Below are 14,083 nucleotides of genomic sequence, written 5' to 3'. Positions count from 1 at the left end.
AGGGACCTATGTCTAATTACGAAGAAACTAAACCAGCAAAAGGCGGAGTTATTGCTAATATTTTCGCCGCACTAGCATTTTTAGCATTAGGTATTTGCCTACTTGTTTTGAATGCTGACTCAGTTAGCGATATGATTTATTCATTTGCTTCAATTGCTGTTGGGGCATGTTTTATCTGCTTTGGCGCATATTACATGATTAAATACTTTTTCAAGCAGGAATATAAAAGCATCTGCAATTATGGTTTTACCATGGGTGTTATTTTAGCAATTATTGGTTCTGGATTTTTATTCCTTTCCAATGTTGTTGTAGTATTCCTTGATTTTATTATTATTTTTGCAGGAGCATTGCTTGGAACAATTATGCTTCAGCAGTCATTTGCGCTATTTTACATGAGAAAGGCCACATGGTTCTTAAGCTTTCTCTTTGGAGCATGCTCTATAGCTGCTAGTATTTACTTTGGATTCTTTGAAAAAATAGTATTTTTCTCAGGAAATCTGATTCCTTGCCTTTATTTCATTATTATTGGCGGATTATCACTTCTTTCAATGTTACTTATGGTTATTGGCGTTCATGGTCATAAGAAGGAGGCTAATGTTAAGCCAGCTAAGCATACTGAAGAAGTATCTGCTCCAGAGGATAGTATATTTGAGGACGAACCATCATTTGAAACTCCAGTTGTAGAAAAGGTTGAATTGGAGCCTGGTTCAGATGATTTGTTTGATGAATAATATATATTCATGAGAAAAATAGAGTAAAAAAGAGAAAAAACGAGAAAAAAGTAGGATTCTGTAGAAAATAGCTAAAGTATTTTACTTGCAACTATTAATACAGAATCCTATTATACTTTTTGTGGTTAGCACTCGAAACATTAGAGTGCTAACAGATGAAAATGATTATTATTTTAGGAGGTAATATAAAATGAAGTTAGTTCCATTAACAGATCGCGTTGTATTAAAGCAGTGCGAGGCAGAGGAGACAACTAAGTCTGGAATTATTCTTGCTTCAGCAGCACAGGAAAAGCCACAGGAGGCTCTTGTTATCGCTGTAGGTCCTGGTGGGGTCGTAGACGGTAAGGAAATTACTATGCAGGTTAAAGAAGGTCAGAAGGTTATTTATTCAAAATATGCTGGCACAGAGGTTAAGCTTGAGGGCGAGGAATACATTATTGTTCGCCAGAATGATATTCTTGCAGTAGTTGAATAATTAATATAGAAGAGAGGTAGATTGAGATGGCAAAAGAGATTAAGTACGGCGCAGAGGCAAGACAGGCTCTTGAAGCTGGCGTTGATAAATTAGCAAACACAGTTAGAGTTACTATTGGACCAAAGGGACGTAATGTTGTTCTTGCAAAGTCTTATGGTGCTCCACTTATTACAAATGATGGTGTTACAATTGCAAAGGATGTTGAGCTTGATGATGCATTCGAGAACATGGGAGCTCAGCTTGTAAAGGAAGTTGCTACAAAGACTAACGATGTGGCAGGTGACGGTACTACTACAGCTACAGTTTTAGCACAGGCTATGGTTAAGGAAGGTATGAAGAACCTTGCTGCAGGTGCTAACCCAATCGTTCTTAGAAAGGGTATGAAGAAGGCTGTTGATTGTGCTACAGAGGCAATTCTTGCTATGTCAAAGGCAGTAGATGGCAAGGAGCAGATCGCTAGAGTTGCAGCTATTTCTGCAGGTGATGATGAAGTTGGTCAGATGGTTGCTGATGCAATGGAGAAGGTTTCTAACGATGGTGTTATCACAATCGAAGAGTCTAAGACAATGCAGACAGAGCTTGACCTTGTAGAAGGTATGCAGTTTGATAGAGGTTATATCTCAGCATATATGTGCACAGATATGGATAAGATGGAAGCTAATCTTGATGATCCATATATTCTTATTACAGATAAGAAGATTTCTAATATTCAGGAGCTTCTTCCAGTTCTTGAGCAGATTGTACAGTCTGGTGCTAGACTTCTTATCATTGCTGAGGATATCGAGGGTGAGGCCCTTACAACTCTTATTCTTAACAAGCTCCGTGGTACATTCAATGTAGTGGCTGTTAAGGCTCCAGGTTATGGTGATAGACGTAAGGAGATGCTTCAGGATATTGCTATTCTTACAGGTGGTCAGGTTATTTCTGAGGAAGTTGGTCTTGAGCTTAAGGATACTACACTTGAGCAGCTTGGCCGTGCTAAGTCAGTTAAGGTTAATAAGGAAAACACAGTTATCGTTGATGGTGTAGGCGATAAGGCTGCAATCGAGGCTCGTGTAGCTCAGATTCGTGGTCAGATTGATGAGACTACATCAGAGTTTGATAAGGAAAAGCTTCAGGAGAGACTTGCTAAGCTCGCTGGTGGTGTTGCAGTTATTCGTGTAGGTGCTGCTACTGAGACAGAGATGAAGGAAGCTAAGCTTCGTATGGAGGATGCTTTAAATGCTACACGTGCAGCTGTAGAAGAAGGCGTTATCTCTGGTGGTGGTTCTGCTTATATTCATGTTCAGAAGAAGGTTGCAGAGCTTGCTGATACACTTACAGGTGATGAGAAGACTGGTGCTAATGTAATTGTTAAGGCACTTGAGGCTCCACTTTTCTATATCGCAGCTAATGCTGGCCTTGAAGGCTCAGTTATCATTAACAAGGTTCGTGAGTCAGAAGACGGAATCGGATTCGACGCTTATAATGAGGAGTATGTAAACATGGTTAAGGCTGGTATCCTTGATCCAGTTAAGGTTACACGTACAGCTCTTCAGAATGCAGCTTCTGTTGCATCAACACTTCTTACAACAGAGTCTGTTGTTGCTGACATCAAAGATCCTGCTGCTGACGCAGCTGCAGCCGCAGCCGCTGGGGCAGGAATGGGAGGCATGTATTAAAATCGAATAGGTAGTCATGCTTGCAATAAAAGTAGCTCCTTTCAAAGTTTTTTGAAAGGAGCTACTTTTTTGCTGACTACCTATTCGATTTTAATACATGCCAATAAAACATCATAGTGGCTAAAGCCTCTAGTTTACGTAGTTTCCAATACCACCAAAAAACTTCTTTTTATTGGTGTTAAAGGTTTAAATTAGTTTTCAACTATGTTAATATAATCGTCGGTGCTTTTATTTTAATAGCCAATTTTAATAGAGGTGATTTATGAGCAAAGTAGCAATACTTACAGATAGCAATAGCGGCATTACTCAGGCTGAGTCCAAAGAACTTGGCGTTTTTGTTGAGCCAATGCCTTTTTATATTGATGGTGAATTATATTACGAAGATATTGATTTGACTCAGGACGAGTTTTACCAGAAACTTACTCAGGGCGGAGAGATTAAGACTTCTATGCCTATTACCGGCAATCTTATGGACACTTGGGAGAAGATCCTTGAGGACTATGATGAGCTTGTATATATTCCTATGTCATCAGGTCTTTCTTCATCTTGCGCTACAGCTAAGATGCTTGCAGATGATTATGATGGCAGAGTTGTAGTAGTTGATAATCAGCGTATTTCAGTTACTCAGAAGATGTCTGCATTAGAAGCTAAGAAGCTTGCAGATATGGGTAAGAGTGCTCAGGAGATTTGCGATGCACTTATGGAGATTAAATCCTTATCGACTATTTATATTACTGTAGATACACTTGAATATTTGAAAAAGGGTGGCAGACTTACTCCTGCAGTGGCTGCTATCGGTTCGTTACTTAAGATTAAGCCAGTTCTTTCTATCTATGGAGAGAAGCTTGATAAATATGCTATGGCCCGCACTGTTAAGGCTGCTAAGCAGACTATGATTGAGGCCTTGAAAAAGGACATGGTAGATGTTCTTAAGACTGACAATTTTGATGAGGTGCAGATTTCTATAGCCCATACTCAAAATGAAGAGGCAGCCATAGCTTTTAGAGAAGAACTTCTCAAAGAATTCCCTGTTAAGGATATTTGGATTGATCCGTTATCATTATCAGTTTCATGTCATATTGGACCAGGCGCTCTTGCTTGTACAATTACTAAGAAGCTGGTTGATATAGATTAGTGATTATTTTTAATCATAGGCATTTTCTAGGAGGATAATTATGGTAAAAGCGGTTGTAGGTGCCAATTGGGGCGACGAAGGAAAAGGTAAGATTACTGACATGATGGCTGCAGATGCAGACATTATTGTACGTTTTCAGGGAGGAGCCAACGCAGGACATACTATTAAGAATCATTATGGTAAGTTTGCTCTTCATACATTACCTTCAGGTGTGTTTTATAATCACACCACAAGCATCATTGGCAATGGTGTAGCTCTTAATATTCCTATTCTTATTAAGGAAATTAATTCTATCGTTGAGAAAGGTGTTCCAGCACCAAAGATTTTAGTTTCTGATAGAGCTCAGATCGTTATGCCATATCACATCCTTTTTGATCAGTATGAGGAAGAGCGATTAGGAAAGGCTTCATTTGGTTCAACAAAGAGCGGTATCGCTCCATTCTACTCAGATAAATACGCTAAAATCGGTTACCAGGTTCAGGAACTTTTTGATGAGGACCTTCTTAAGGAAAAAGTTCTCCGTACATGTGACCAGAAGAATGTTCTATTAGAGCATTTATATCACAAGCCACTTCTTACTCCAGAAGAGCTTCTTGATACTTTACATGAGTATAGAGATATGATTGCACCTTATGTATGCGATACTTCTGCTTATCTTTGGAATGCAATCAAAGAGAACAAGACAATCCTTCTTGAGGGACAGCTTGGTACTCTTAAGGATCCAGATCATGGTATTTATCCTATGGTTACATCTTCATCTACACTTGCTCCTTATGGATGCATTGGTGCAGGTATCCCAGCTCAGGAGCTTAAGCAGGTGGTTACTGTATGTAAGGCATATTCTTCAGCAGTTGGTGCTGGTGCATTCGTTTCTGAAATTTTCGGTGATGAGGCAGATGAACTTAGACGTCGCGGTGGTGATGGCGGTGAGTTCGGTGCTACAACAGGTCGTCCTCGTCGTATGGGATGGTTTGACTGCGTCGCTTCTAAATATGGATGTAGAATGCAGGGTACAACAGATGTAGCATTTACAGTAGTTGATGTTCTTGGTTACCTTGATGAGATTCCAGTTTGTGTAGGTTACGAGATTGATGGAGAGGTTACAACAGACTTCCCAGTTACATCTAAGCTCGAGAAGGCTAAGCCAGTGCTTAAGACACTTCCAGGATGGAAATGCGATATTAGCGGTATCAAAAAGTATGAGGATCTTCCTGAGAATTGTCGTAAATATATCGAGTTTATTGAAAAAGAGATTGGATTCCCTATCACAATGGTTTCTAATGGACCAGGTAGAGATGATATCATCTATAGATAATTTAAATATTTTGCCCTGTGGGATTTACCTGCGGGGCTTTTATTATTAGCAGATTGGCAAATTTAAAAGTTTTGTGAAACATTTCGTAAATGACATGAAATAACATAGCTTTTAGTTATAATCATTTTAGTTATTAATTAATTTTACCAGTTTATGTCAGTTGCTATTGTTTTATACATTGGGAGAGTATGATGCTTAAGAACAAAGAAAAAATCTTAAAAATATCTTTATTAACAGTTGGTGTCTTGCTGATTGTTTTGTTTGGAGTATTTATTTTTAAAAAGACTCACACAGAAAATGATATGGATGACAAACAGCCTGTTTCTTCTGAAGAGACAGAAGAGGTTCTTGAAGATGTAGAATTTCCACATGCTGCAGAGCTTGATCAGGCTAGTGAGATTACTGATGATGGAGAACAAATTTTATACCTTCCAAAGGAAGAAATCTATGAATTTTCTATTACTGATGCTAACAACATCCTTTTGAATTTTGAAAAGAAGGATGATAAATGGATTTATGTTGATGATCCTTCTATGGAGATTAATGGGGACAGAATCGACAAGATTCTTAATTATCTTTGCGACATAAGAGTTGTGGATATAATTGAGCTTGATGACGAAGCTGATGCTATGGAGTACGGTCTTAGCCAAGAATCTCCTATGTGCATTATTAAGGATGCTGGAGGTAATGAGATTCTTATATCTATTGGTAATTGCAGTGATGAGAATTGTAATGTGTATTTTGCGTTAAATTATGATTTCTCTACTGTTTATGTTAATAGTGGTAAGCTTTCCAATGTTCTTCAGTACTCTGTTGAGGAGTTACTTAGCCTTTCATAATTTATGAAAGACTTTATTTACAAGAATAATATACTGTGTTAATATATTTCAGGTATTATTTTTACTGTGACTCAGGTTTAGGACACTCCGACCTTCACCTTAGTTACGGCATATTTACAATTTAGGAGGTAATAAAATGATTACAAAAGAGAAGAAGCAGCAGATTATCAATGAGTATGCTAGAACAGCTGGTGATACAGGTTCTCCAGAGGTTCAGATCGCAGTTCTTACAGCTCGTATTTCAGAGCTTACAGAGCATCTTAAGGCTAACCCAGGCGATCATCACAGCCGTCGTGGTATGATGAAGATGGTTGGTAAGAGAAGAAACCTTCTTGCTTACCTTAAGAATACTGACATTGAGAGATATCGTTCAATCATTGAGCGTCTTGGCTTAAGAAAGTAATCTATATGAGCGGAGTAGTTTTACTCCGCTCGTTTTCTAATGTTTAGCGTAAAAGCCCAATCCGAAGCCACTGAATTCTGAGCGAAAGATATAGGAGTCGCTTCGTTTTCAGTAGTTTCGGGTTCGAGCTTAAATATAAAGTATATTTAAAGGAGAAAACCATGAAGACTTTTACAATGGAATTAGCTGGTAGAACACTTCGTGTTGATATCGGCAGAGTTGCAGCTCAGGCTAATGGAGCAGCATTTATTCAGTATGGTGACACAACAGTTCTTTCAACTGCTACTGCATCAGATAAGCCACGTGATGGTATCGATTTCTTCCCACTCTCAGTTGAGTTCGAAGAGAAGACATACGCTGTTGGTAAGATTCCAGGGGGATTTAACAAGAGAGAGGGTAAGGCATCTGAGAATGCTGTTCTTACTTCTCGTGTTATTGATAGACCTATGCGTCCACTTTTCCCAAAGGATTACCGCAACGACGTAACACTTAACAATATGGTTATGGCTGTAGACCCACAGTGCCGTCCAGAGCTTGTTGCTATGCTTGGTGCTGCTATTTCTACATGTATTTCAGATATTCCATTTGATGGCCCTTGTGCTATGACTCAGATGGGTATGGTTGATGGTGAGCTTATTGTCAATCCATCACAGGAGCAGTGGGATAAGGGTGACCTTAAGCTTACTGTTGCTTCTACAAAAGAAAAGGTTATCATGATTGAGGCTGGTGCTAATATCATCCCTGAGGACAAGATGATTGAGGCTATTTACAAGTGTCATGATGTTAACCAGACAATTATTGCATTTATCGAGCAGATGGTTGCCGAGTGTGGCAAGCCAAAGCATGAGTATACATCATGTGCTATTCCAGAGGAGCTCTTTGCAAAGATGAAGGAGCTTGTTCCTCCAGCAGAGATGGAAGAGGCAGTATTCACAGACGAGAAGCAGGTTCGTGAGGAGAACATCCGTCAGATCACTGAGCGTCTTGAAGAGGCATTTGCTGAGAATGAAGAGTGGCTTGCAGTACTTGGTGAGGCTATTTACCAGTACGAGAAGAAGACAGTTCGTAAGATGATTCTTAAGGATCACAAGCGTCCAGATGGACGTCAGCTTGATCAGATTCGTCCACTTGCAGCTGAGGTTGATATTATTCCACGTGTTCACGGTTCTTCAATGTTTACTCGTGGTCAGACACAGATTTGTGATGTTGTAACACTTGCTCCACTTTCTGAAGCACAGAAGATCGATGGACTTGATGCATTTGTTACAGAGAAGAGATATATGCACCACTACAACTTCCCTGCTTATTCAGTAGGTGAGACAAAGCCATCTCGTGGTCCAGGACGTCGTGAGATCGGTCATGGTGCACTTGCTGAGAGAGCACTTCTTCCAGTACTTCCTTCAACAGAGGAGTTCCCATATGCTATTCGTGCCGTTTCAGAGACATTTGAGTCTAACGGTTCTACATCAATGGCTTCTACATGTGCTTCATGTATGTCACTTATGGCTGCTGGTGTTCCACTTAAGGCTATGGTTGCTGGTATTTCATGTGGTCTTGTTACAGGCGATACAGATGACGATTTCGTTCTTCTTACAGATATTCAGGGTCTTGAGGACTTCTTTGGCGACATGGACTTCAAGGTTACAGGTACAAAAGAAGGTATTACAGCTATCCAGATGGATATTAAGATTCATGGTCTTACACGTCCAATCGTTGAGGGCGCTATCGCAAGATGTCGTGAGGCTAGATTCTTCATCATGGACAACTGCATGAGCAAGGCAATCGCTGAGCCACGTAAGGAAGTTGGCGAGTATGCTCCAAAGATTATCCAGCTTACAATTGATCCAGAGAAGATTGGTGATGTAGTTGGACAGCGTGGTAAGACAATCAACGAAATCATTGCTAGATGCGATGTTAAGATTGATATCACTGATGAGGGCAATGTTTCTATCTGCGGTACAGATGCTGCTAAGATGGAAGAAGCTAAGAAGATGATTGAAATCATTACAACTGATTTTGAGAAGGATCAGATCCTTACAGGTAAGGTTGTTAGCATCAAAGAGTTTGGTGCATTCGTTGAATTTGCTCCTGGTAAAGAAGGAATGGTTCACATTTCAAAGATTGCTAAGGAAAGAATTGATAGAGTTGAGGATGTTCTTACACTTGGTGATACTGTTAAGGTTGTTTGCCTTGGCAAGGACAAGATGGGACGCATCAGCTTCTCAATCAAGGATTGTCAGTAATTAATTATTTAGATTTATTGGCGCCTGGCTTTTGGTCAGGCGCTCTTTTTTAGGAATAATACTATGTTATTAAACGTATCTCATATATATAAATCATACGGTGAAGACAATATAATAAAGGATGCGACATTTACTGTTGATGAGGGCTCTAAGGTAGCTATTGTAGGTAACAATGGTACAGGTAAATCTACTTTACTTAAAATTATCATCGGTGAAATAATGGCAGATGATGGTGAAGTTACTCTGAAAAAAGATGCTACAATGGGCTATCTTGCTCAGTATCAAGAGGATGCCTTTAGTTCTAACATTTTAAATACAGTTCTTAGCGCTAGAGAAGATTTACTTTCCATGGAAAAAAGACTTTCTGAAATGGAAAGTATGATGAGTTCAATTGATAATTCTGAAATGGCTAAATTCATGGATGATTATCATAAGTTGCAGCATCAGTTTGATTTGCAGGGTGGGTATACATTCCGCTCTGAGGCTATTGGTATTTTAAAGGGATTAGGCTTTGAACAAGATGATTTTGATAAGAGCATGAACGAGCTTTCAGGTGGTCAAAAGACAAGAGTTTCTCTTGGTAGACTTCTGGCTTCTTCACCTGACTTATTGCTTTTAGATGAGCCTATTAACCATTTGGACTTAAAATCTATTATGTGGTTAGAGGGGTATCTTTCTTCTTACAAGGGAGCAGTGATTATTGTAGCGCACGATAGATATTTCCTTGATAAGATAGCTGACCATGTGGTTGATTTGTCTTACGGTAGGACTAGTGTCTATACCGGTAATTATACTGCCTTCATGCAGCAAAAAGAGATTTATATGATTTCTTATGAGCGCTCTTATGAGAAGCAGCAAAAAGAGATTGAACATCAAAAGGCTGTTATCGATAAGCTTCAGTCTTTTAACAGAGAAAAATCAATCAAGCGAGCAGAGAGCCGCAAAAAGCTTTTGGATAAGATGGATGTGATGGATGCTCCTGATAAGGACATGCCTAAGATGCGACTTACTCTTGAAATAGAAAAAGAAAGTGGTAAGGATGTTCTTGATTTTTCTCATGTGACAAAATTCTACGAGGATAAAAATATCTTCACTGATTTATCATTTGAGGTACACAAAGGTGATAGGATTGCTATTTTAGGTGATAACGGAACAGGTAAGACAACCATCTTAAAGTGTATCAATGGTCTTACTGATTTTGAGTCAGGAGAAATTCGCTTTGGTGCCAATGTTACTGTTGGTTACTATGACCAGGAACAGCAGGGACTCACTGAAACTAATACTATTTTTAGCGAGCTGCATGATGCATATCCATTCTTGACTGAAACAAAGGTAAGAAATACCTTGGCTGCCTTCATGTTCACTGAAGATGATGTATTCAAGAGGATTAGTGATTTGTCCGGTGGAGAAAGAGGACGTGTGTCTTTGGCAAAGCTTATGCTTTCCAAGTCTAATTTACTCATTCTTGATGAGCCTACCAACCATCTTGATATGGATTCTAAGCAGATGCTAGAAGAGGCTCTTAATGAATATGACGGTACACTTTTGTATGTCAGCCACGATCGATATTTCGTAAATAGAACTGCAAATATGATTCTTGAGCTCTCTGATGGAAAGCTTATAAAGTATTTGGGCAATTACGATGATTACATTGCTAAAAAAGAACAGCTTTATGGCACACAGACTGAGTCTGTATCCCTTGGGGCTTCAGAAGAGACTGCAGCTAAGCTTGACTATAAGGAACAGAAGAGAATAGAAGCTGAAAAAAGAAAGCTTCAAAACAAGATTTCTAAAATTGAAGAGGAAATCGAGACCCTTGAATCCAAGAAGGCAGCTATAGAAGAGGAGTTCTTAAAGCCTGAAAATATGACCAATTCTGCCAAGCTTAACGAGCTTACTGCTAAGCAGAAAGAAATAGATTCTCGCCTAGAAGAATTGTACGATGAGTGGGGATTGTTAAATCCTTGACATGCTTTTAGACAGATTTTATAATTAATTTATTGAATAGATTTTAGGAGGCTTACGCTTTGGATAAAAAGATTTCTCAGGCTGTCATCAGGAGATTGCCTAGATATTATCGCTATTTAGGCGAATTATTAGATGATGGTGTGGAAAGAATTTCTTCTAATGATCTAAGTAAGAGGATGCATGTTACCGCATCTCAGATTAGACAGGATTTGAACAATTTTGGTGGCTTTGGTCAGCAAGGCTATGGCTATAATGTTGCTTATCTCCACGAGGAAATTGGAAATATACTTGGTGTTCATGACACCCACAATGTTATTGTTATCGGTGCTGGTAATTTAGGCCAGGCCATAGCAGGATATGTTAAATTTGAGCGAGTTGGATTTAAAATAATTGGACTTTTTGATGTTAATCCAGAGCTCAAAGGCAAAATGGTTAGAGATCTTCCTGTTCAGATGCTAGAGGATCTTCCTGAATTCATTAAGAATAATGATGTTGAGATTGCGGCGCTAACCCTTCCAAAATCAAATGCTAAGGCTACAGCTCTCAAGCTTGTATCTCTTGGCGTCCATGCAATTTGGAATTTTGCCCATGTTGATTTGGATGATATTCCAGATGTGGTTATCGAAAACGTTCATTTGTCTGATAGCTTAATGCAGTTGTCTTATAATATTACTCAGCATAAGAATAAGTAGGTGATTTTATGGGGGAGCATGATTATTCTGCAGCAATTGCTAAAACAAAAGTTCCAATGCTTATATTGGATCAAAAGTGGCATAGATTGTTTGCTCTAGGCGGCAAGCCTAGCAATGTTAAAGAATTAGAAACTAGAGAAAATGACCTTTTAAAGAGAGAGGCAGAGCTTAAAAAGGAGCTGAAAGATTTAAAGAAAGTCAAAGAGAATCTTATGTCTTCTGTTATGTCTAACATGGAAGGCACTTCCGATTTGGTTTCTAAGAAGCTTGATGATGACAAGCGTCTCTTGGAAGAGTGTAAAGAACGCATAGCTTCTGCAGAGGATGAGCTGATGGATATTCCTAATCAGACAGAGGAGGTCAATAAGCAGCTTATGCTTGCCTCCATGGATTATTGCTATGATAAGCTTCGCACTAATTCTCAAGAGGCTGAGGAGATTACCAACTGGATAAAGGATATCCGTGTCCAGCTTAAGAAAAATGTCATTAGAAAGCATAATCGAGAGATTAATAATAAAGAGATTTACTCATATATGCATGATGTTTTTGGTATGGAAGTCCTCAATTTATTCGACTTACAAAATGGGGATTTCTATCTTGGTACAGCTGATGACAAAGCTGACGATAAATCAGCTAAGAAATCTTCTGAGGAGGAGGCCGCAGACCTATCTAATGTTAACTTAGAAGATGTAGATTTAGATGCGGTTTCTAAGGAGACAAAAGAGGATTCTGATGAAATAGATGAGTCTATTGAATCAGCTGAAGAAAATCAATAAATCTATAAAAGACTAGACTTTATAAAGTTTAGTCTTTTTTTATGACTTATGGTAAAATATTAGTGTTAGATTAACCTATTTTTGAAAGGAGTTTATATGGAAGACGGGTCGAATCCCTATATTTTAATTACTGCTTTAGCAGTATTTGCAATTGTTGAACTTATAGGACTTATTATTCTATATCGACGTTCAAAACAGGAAAATGTCACCGAGGAAGATGTTATTTCACTAGTTAACGAGGGCCATGAGGATGGTAATATTCTAGCGTCTGAGGCTGTGATGATTCAAAATATTTTTGAGTTTTCGGATACTGATGTTAAGGATATAATGACCCATCGCAAGAATATAGTTGCCATTGATGGTGAGTCCACATTACGTGAGGCTATTTCATTCATCAATGATAACAATATGAGCCGTTATCCTGTTTATATTGAGGATTTAGACAATATTATAGGTATCTTACACATAAAAGATATCTTAACCTACTATGACAAAGACATTGACAACCTTAAGGTTAAGGATTTAAAGGATTTGATGTCTGTTGCTGAATTTGTGCCTGAGACTCACGGAATCAACACGCTATTTGCTAAGATGCAATCTAAAAAGCGTCACATGGTTATTGTTTTAGATGAGTATGGACAGGTGTCTGGATTGCTTTCTTTAGAGGATATCCTAGAAGAAATCGTAGGTGATATATCTGATGAACATGATGATGACGAGGCGTCCATCGAGGTGAGACCAGATGATACATTTATTATGGATGGTGGCTGCAGTCTGGAGGAGGTAGAAGAGAAAATAGGCGTTAAGCTTTCAGATGATTTCGAGACACTTAATGGCTATCTAATTTCTTTATACGGCAAGATTCCGGAGGATGGCAAGAGTTTCAAACTTGAAGATGATAATTTCGTTTATTTCATTAAAAATGTCACTGAAAAAGTCATTGGAGAGGTTTTTGTTAGAAGGAAAAGTCACGTTGAATAAGTACCCGTGATTTGATATAATTTTTTGAGATTTATTTATAGAAGAGAGGTAAAAGAATTTTATGTCAGGACATTCAAAATTTGCTAACATTAAGCACAAAAAAGAGAAGAATGATGCTGCAAAGGGAAAGATTTTTACAATAATTGGTCGTGAGATTGCTGTAGCAGTTAAGGAAGGCGGTCCAGACCCTAATAATAATTCTAAATTACGCGATGTTATCGCAAAAGCTAAGGCTAACAACGTACCAAACGCTACAATTGAAAATGGTATCAAAAAGGCTGCTGGTGACCAGAATTCAGTTAACTGGGAGTCAGTATCATACGAGGGATACGGTCCAAATGGTACAGCTATTATTGTAGATTGTCTTACAGATAACCGTAATCGTACAGCTGCTAATGTTCGTTCAGCTTTCACTAAGGGCGGCGGAAGCATTGGTACTCCTGGTTGCGTTTCATTTATGTTTGATAAGAAGGGTCAGATTATCATCTCAAAAGAGGATTGCTCTATGGATGCTGATGATCTTATGATGATAGCACTTGATGCAGGTGCTGAGGATTTCTCAGAAGAGGATGACTGCTTCGAAGTTTACACAACTCCAGAGGATTTCTCTGCAGTAAGAGAGGCTCTTGAGGCTGAGAATATTCCTATGGCTGATGCCGAAGTTACAATGGTTCCTCAGACTTATGTTGAGCTTACTGATGAGCAGGATCTCTACAAGATCAACAAGATTCTTGATCTTTTAGATGAAGATGATGATGTTCAGAATGTATATCATAACTGGGATGAGTAAATGATTTTTAACACGAAGTGTTAAAATATCGTTTACCACGACGCAGCTTATTTGCGAAGCAAATCCTGGATGCT

13 protein-coding genes are annotated in these 14,083 nt (G+C 38.7%); all 13 read left to right on the top strand.

Going from position 1 to position 14,083, the window contains the following annotated elements; translation table 11 throughout:
* Window positions 1-8 precede the first annotated feature (8 nt).
* Window positions 9-731, top strand: coding sequence for a DUF308 domain-containing protein (locus F0Q01_RS04770; RefSeq protein WP_090486795.1), 723 nt, complete (start codon window positions 9-11; stop codon window positions 729-731).
* Window positions 732-921: 190 nt separating this feature from the next.
* Entirely contained in the window at window positions 922-1,206 is a 285-nt protein-coding gene (locus F0Q01_RS04765) for a co-chaperone GroES (protein WP_015549795.1), read from the top strand.
* 26 nt (window positions 1,207-1,232) lie between these two features.
* Entirely contained in the window at window positions 1,233-2,867 is a 1,635-nt protein-coding gene (gene groL, locus F0Q01_RS04760; RefSeq protein WP_090149643.1) for a chaperonin GroEL, read from the top strand.
* 262 nt (window positions 2,868-3,129) lie between these two features.
* Entirely contained in the window at window positions 3,130-4,002 is an 873-nt protein-coding gene (locus tag F0Q01_RS04755; protein ID WP_090486792.1) for a DegV family protein, read from the top strand.
* Between the two features lie 40 nt (window positions 4,003-4,042).
* A complete protein-coding gene (locus F0Q01_RS04750; RefSeq protein WP_090149648.1) occupies window positions 4,043-5,317 on the top strand; it encodes an adenylosuccinate synthase in 1,275 nt (424 codons plus the stop codon).
* A 191-nt stretch (window positions 5,318-5,508) separates the two neighbouring features.
* A complete protein-coding gene (locus F0Q01_RS04745; protein WP_090486789.1) occupies window positions 5,509-6,156 on the top strand; it encodes a DUF4340 domain-containing protein in 648 nt (215 codons plus the stop codon).
* A gap of 136 nt (window positions 6,157-6,292) precedes the next feature.
* The gene (gene rpsO / locus F0Q01_RS04740; RefSeq protein WP_090149654.1) at window positions 6,293-6,559 is read left to right on the top strand and encodes a 30S ribosomal protein S15; all 267 of its coding nucleotides are present in this window, start codon (window positions 6,293-6,295) and stop codon (window positions 6,557-6,559) included.
* Between the two features lie 161 nt (window positions 6,560-6,720).
* Entirely contained in the window at window positions 6,721-8,802 is a 2,082-nt protein-coding gene (locus F0Q01_RS04735) for a polyribonucleotide nucleotidyltransferase (protein ID WP_090149657.1), read from the top strand.
* A gap of 63 nt (window positions 8,803-8,865) precedes the next feature.
* Window positions 8,866-10,770 (top strand): ABC-F family ATP-binding cassette domain-containing protein, encoded by a 1,905-nt coding sequence (locus tag F0Q01_RS04730; protein WP_090486786.1) that lies wholly within the window; start codon window positions 8,866-8,868, stop codon window positions 10,768-10,770.
* A gap of 59 nt (window positions 10,771-10,829) precedes the next feature.
* A complete protein-coding gene (locus tag F0Q01_RS04725; protein ID WP_090149662.1) occupies window positions 10,830-11,462 on the top strand; it encodes a redox-sensing transcriptional repressor Rex in 633 nt (210 codons plus the stop codon).
* A gap of 8 nt (window positions 11,463-11,470) precedes the next feature.
* The gene (locus tag F0Q01_RS04720) at window positions 11,471-12,238 is read left to right on the top strand and encodes a hypothetical protein (RefSeq protein ID WP_090486782.1); all 768 of its coding nucleotides are present in this window, start codon (window positions 11,471-11,473) and stop codon (window positions 12,236-12,238) included.
* 96 nt (window positions 12,239-12,334) lie between these two features.
* A complete protein-coding gene (locus F0Q01_RS04715; protein ID WP_090149666.1) occupies window positions 12,335-13,219 on the top strand; it encodes a hemolysin family protein in 885 nt (294 codons plus the stop codon).
* 61 nt (window positions 13,220-13,280) lie between these two features.
* A complete protein-coding gene (locus F0Q01_RS04710; protein ID WP_090149667.1) occupies window positions 13,281-14,009 on the top strand; it encodes a YebC/PmpR family DNA-binding transcriptional regulator in 729 nt (242 codons plus the stop codon).
* Window positions 14,010-14,083 lie beyond the last annotated feature (74 nt).

The sequence above is a fragment of the Pseudobutyrivibrio xylanivorans genome, from assembly GCF_010906925.1.
Taxonomy (GTDB): domain Bacteria; phylum Bacillota; class Clostridia; order Lachnospirales; family Lachnospiraceae; genus Pseudobutyrivibrio.
This window is presented reverse-complemented; position numbering and strand designations above follow the sequence as displayed.

Coding starts and splice junctions, on each gene's coding strand:
- F0Q01_RS04765 (WP_015549795.1), top strand. CDS start 922: ATGAAGTTAGTTCCATTAACAGATCGCGTTGTATTAAAGCAGTGCGAG.
- F0Q01_RS04730 (WP_090486786.1), top strand. CDS start 8,866: ATGTTATTAAACGTATCTCATATATATAAATCATACGGTGAAGACAAT.
- F0Q01_RS04745 (WP_090486789.1), top strand. CDS start 5,509: ATGCTTAAGAACAAAGAAAAAATCTTAAAAATATCTTTATTAACAGTT.
- F0Q01_RS04770 (WP_090486795.1), top strand. CDS start 9: ATGTCTAATTACGAAGAAACTAAACCAGCAAAAGGCGGAGTTATTGCT.
- F0Q01_RS04735 (WP_090149657.1), top strand. CDS start 6,721: ATGAAGACTTTTACAATGGAATTAGCTGGTAGAACACTTCGTGTTGAT.
- F0Q01_RS04750 (WP_090149648.1), top strand. CDS start 4,043: ATGGTAAAAGCGGTTGTAGGTGCCAATTGGGGCGACGAAGGAAAAGGT.
- groL (WP_090149643.1), top strand. CDS start 1,233: ATGGCAAAAGAGATTAAGTACGGCGCAGAGGCAAGACAGGCTCTTGAA.
- F0Q01_RS04715 (WP_090149666.1), top strand. CDS start 12,335: ATGGAAGACGGGTCGAATCCCTATATTTTAATTACTGCTTTAGCAGTA.
- F0Q01_RS04710 (WP_090149667.1), top strand. CDS start 13,281: ATGTCAGGACATTCAAAATTTGCTAACATTAAGCACAAAAAAGAGAAG.
- rpsO (WP_090149654.1), top strand. CDS start 6,293: ATGATTACAAAAGAGAAGAAGCAGCAGATTATCAATGAGTATGCTAGA.
- F0Q01_RS04755 (WP_090486792.1), top strand. CDS start 3,130: ATGAGCAAAGTAGCAATACTTACAGATAGCAATAGCGGCATTACTCAG.
- F0Q01_RS04720 (WP_090486782.1), top strand. CDS start 11,471: ATGGGGGAGCATGATTATTCTGCAGCAATTGCTAAAACAAAAGTTCCA.